Source organism: uncultured Cyclobacterium sp., assembly GCF_963976465.1.
Taxonomy (GTDB): domain Bacteria; phylum Bacteroidota; class Bacteroidia; order Cytophagales; family Cyclobacteriaceae; genus Cyclobacterium.
This window is the reverse complement of sequence record NZ_CAXBOC010000498.1, coordinates 1-3,962: the sequence shown is the minus strand read 5'-3', so window position 1 is coordinate 3,962 and position 3,962 is coordinate 1. Positions and strand designations below refer to the sequence as shown.

Here is a 3,962-nt window from a genome sequence, read left to right as displayed (position 1 = left end):
AAGATAAACTTTCTCAAAATCAGACGTTTAAACACTTAGCCTGACGGCTATGGGGGCTAGCCCCCCGAAGGGAAGCCAGACAGAGTTGAGCTAACACTCCCAATTAGAATGGCACAATTATACTTTTGAATGGTACCTGCTACATTAAGTCCTTTAACCGCAAATTAATATATATCCAAACGTGATTTATCCTGAGTTGCTGTTTGGGCAGTGTCAAGGAGTTTATCAATTTCATTGGCCTTTAATGACAGTTTTGATTGATTAAAGATGGTCTTGACGTTTGTTAGCTGGTCTATTCTTTTTTGACCCAAGCTTTTTCCTGACCTGATTTCTTTTACTCCTTTTGTGATGTCCTTTTTAATATTGTCTGGAGATGCTGCTAGAATTTCCCCTAATACACGATAAACACCTTCCTTAGTCAATTTACATGTTGAGTGATGACACAGTTTGTTAATTAGTTCGTTCAGATTTCCAGGACCGCCTAATAGAAAATCAAGGGCCAGTAATTTCTCCGTTTTATCTAGCTCGTTTTCATCAGCAGCTATAATAGAATAATCGCGCTTCGCCCTCATATTATCATAAAATTGGATTGCCCCTTCCTTGTCCATAAAATCAAGATTTTCAAACTCACGGAAATTGGGTAGTTTTTCGGCAGGATCAACATATTTTAAAAATATCCACGTCTCCCGAATATTTTTAAGCGTATTGCCAATCAAATTGTAAATAATTCCAGCTGTTATCCCGGAGAAAATAATAGCAATGGGTACTTTTAAAGTAACGTCCATATTCAGGACTGAAACGGCCAGTAAAAGACTTAGAAATGTAAGTAGGATTGGGTAAATCAAGGAAAGGTATATGAACCATTTCCTGCGCTGGATAAAGTGGCAAAAATCCTCAAAATGATTTCGATTGCTGGAAAAAATATGCCAACCGTAACGATAAGCAAGAATTCTTTCCTCTTCCGAATAACTGTCAAAAAGCAGTAAGTATTCTCTGAGTTTGTATTGCCATAAAGGTCTATTGGGATCAAACTTTTTCATGGGTTATATTTTAAATATCAAATAGGAGCACCCCAGGCTTTCTGCATCTCATTTCTTTTTCTTTCTTCCGTTACTTTCACATAGCGTTGAAAGCTCTTATAATCTGAATGGCCGGTTATTTTCATCACAGTTTCTGCTGGGATTCCTTTTTCCAGTGAAAGAGTTGCAAAGGTTTTCCTACCCGTATGTGCACTGATAATTTCGTGTTTCTTGTAAATAGTTGCATGCTTGATGGCTCCTTTATACCGGATGATCTCAATTGGATCATCGATACCCACCAATTTGCAAAGTTCCTTAACATATTTATTGAATTTTTGATTGGAAATTACGGGTAGGGGAGAGACAAGTTCTTTGTATTTATGTAAAATAACTTTGGAGTAACTGTTTAGTGGGACAATTAAGTGTTCTTTGGTTTTTTTGACTGTCAGCCTGATTTCTATTTCTTTGATATGTTCTCTTTTTAATTGTTGAAGATCTGAAAACCTAAGGCCGGTAACACAGCTAAAGCAGAAAACATCACGTACTTGTCTTAACCGTTTGTTTGAGCTCAGGTTGAAAGTAAAAAGTTGGTCTAATTCATCTTGGGTTAAAGCGATTACTTCAAGCTTATCTCTTTTTATTGCGAAATCCTTATACCCATCATTAACTTTTATACCCAGTCTTTTGGCATATCCCAGAAAGGTTTTGAGCGTACTTAATTGCTTAGCAATTGTAATGTTATTTAAAGTATTGACAGTTCCTGTGGTCTCATGGACTCTTTCCCATCCGATTAAAAAATTTTGGAAGGATTGCATAAATGTATAATCGATATTTTCAAATCGAATTTTGGTTCTGGTCTTTACTTCATAGTTTTTTAAATGATTTTTGAGGGATTTATAAACGACTAGACTACCCTTAACCCTTGTGAGTTCATGCTCATTAATGTACCGGTCGATAAAGTCGTAAACCAAGTTGGTAGAGTCTTCTTTTTTGATTTTTATCTCTTTAGTTTCCTTGATTTTCTCAATCAGCATTTCAATACTATAGGCTATCCCCTTAGATCTAAACCCTTCCTCAATCTTCCTGACTTTATTCTTTAGATCAATAAGGTCATCTTGATAGTGGATTAAGGTTTGCTTTTTAGGAAGGTTGTCACCGTATTTTTTCTGAAGAAGGGTTTTTAGTTTGGTGGTGAGGTTTAAAATCTGCTGGTTTTCATGGGACCAAAGCTCTGGTATAAGACGGATCCCGGTGGCAACTTTTCTCCGCTGACTTGACAGGTGAATCAATAATGTAAGTGGTTGCTCACCTTTTTTGTTTTCCAAATCCCGTCTTAGCTCATACCTTAAAGATGCTTCCATGCCCTAGTTTATTTAATGATTTTTAAACTTAATGAAAAAAAATTACAGGGGTGAATTCAGGGGCGAAAAAGTTGATTAAATGTGTTCAAAACTTATCTTTACCTGGGATAGAATTGTGCTATATATATGTATATATGGTATTTATAATAATATTTTGTCACTTCTAGTATATAGGTTCGAATCCCCCACTCTCTACTGAACAAAACCCTAATTATCTGAAATATTGATAGTTGGGGTTTTTCTTTTTTGTAGGGTTGCAAATTATTCAAATTTCTACTTCTTCTGGTCAAAGCCACAAAGACAACAGTAAAAATCAGGTGACATCTGTTCCATTTAATTTGGTAAGCTTTATTTTTGTTAAAATCGAACAGCAAAAATAGCTTGATAGCCCAATTATGGACCCCAAGCTACCCCAGAATATAGTACAGGGGGATCTGTTTTCTTAAGCTACTTAATACACCCATTTCACGAAGGCATAAACTACACCTAGGGGGGACTTCTACAAAGTATTACAAAAACTTTATAAGGAGTAATTATAATACTGTAAAGAAAAGCGAAAGATGATATTTAGAATTGCAATTGTTTCACTTATCCTTCTGGGTGGATGCCGGAATCCAAAAAACAACGACAGTCTTGGTTTTCAGGTTGAAATTGATAGAGTTTTCATAAATTATTATGAAAATGATTCACTGAACAAGGCTAGAATATATGTGATTCCGAGAATCTATTATGATTTTAATGTTGTCAATTCTTCATCAGATTCAGTAACTGTCCTACTTAATACCCACTTCAATCGAGATGCAGATGAACCGCCTTATTTATATATATGCTTCGAATACTCTGGAGTCAAAGATACTCTCCTGTTAACCGAATATGAGAGCATTAACCCTTTAATATTTACGCCTAATTCCGTAGATGGGTTTATAGTAGGTATTCCAATATCTGAATTTTTGGAAAATGATTTATATAAACATGAATCAGAGTTATCCTTTATGAAATATGTAGCGAATCATGGTGTTGTATACTATTCCAACCCTTACCCTGAAGAAAATAAGAAGATATTAAGTTCTCAGACTATCAGGAAATCTAAAAATTTTGAAATTGAATTTAGGGATCTAGATGACACAGCTGTGGAATAAAAACAAGAATCCACCCGAAGCGGTTGTTTTTTTATTGTGAAGCATAGGCAGGAATTTTTGGATGAAGACCTCAACTAGGGGTAATTTGCGATTTCACCTTCCTATCAACTGTAATTAAATTCAAAAAATTTGTAAATCAGCTTTTTGCAATGACCTGATGATAATAGAATTTCATAAAATTTCCCTTAACAATAACCCACCCTTCATGTACATGGAAAATACGCTGAAAAAAAAGGTGCCAAAATGCATGCGACATCTTATTTGACTCAATCAGCTAAAAACAGTTTGGTAGATGGCTTAAGTGAGCTGGGAGAAAGTCTTCAAAGATCCGGTAGTGGCAACCCTATTGCTCTGCTAAACCTTTCTGGCATCATTGCCGGAGATTTGCAACAAAAAAATGCTCCGGAAGCCTATCTACTCTATGCCTTATACGATCAGGACAG

3 protein-coding genes and 1 pseudogene are annotated in these 3,962 nt (G+C 35.6%); 2 read left to right on the top strand and 2 right to left on the bottom strand.

Annotation, left to right across the window (positions count from 1 at the left end):
* Positions 1 to 164: 164 nt before the first annotated feature.
* Together AAC037_RS21060 and AAC037_RS21055 are read right to left on the bottom strand one after the other, a co-directional pair.
* Positions 165 to 1,040 (bottom strand): hypothetical protein, encoded by an 876-nt coding sequence (locus tag AAC037_RS21060; RefSeq protein ID WP_339905395.1) that lies wholly within the window; start codon positions 1,038 to 1,040, stop codon positions 165 to 167.
* A gap of 17 nt (positions 1,041 to 1,057) precedes the next feature.
* On the bottom strand, positions 1,058 to 2,380 hold the full coding sequence (locus AAC037_RS21055; protein WP_339905393.1) for a site-specific integrase: 1,323 nt from the start codon (positions 2,378 to 2,380) through the stop codon (positions 1,058 to 1,060).
* A gap of 560 nt (positions 2,381 to 2,940) precedes the next feature.
* Between AAC037_RS21055 and AAC037_RS21050 the strand changes: the two genes are divergently transcribed.
* Together AAC037_RS21050 and AAC037_RS21045 are read left to right on the top strand one after the other, a co-directional pair.
* A complete protein-coding gene (locus tag AAC037_RS21050) occupies positions 2,941 to 3,519 on the top strand; it encodes a hypothetical protein (RefSeq protein WP_339905391.1) in 579 nt (192 codons plus the stop codon).
* 243 nt (positions 3,520 to 3,762) lie between these two features.
* Positions 3,763 to 3,962: pseudogene (locus tag AAC037_RS21045) on the top strand (hypothetical protein); the annotation flags it as partial.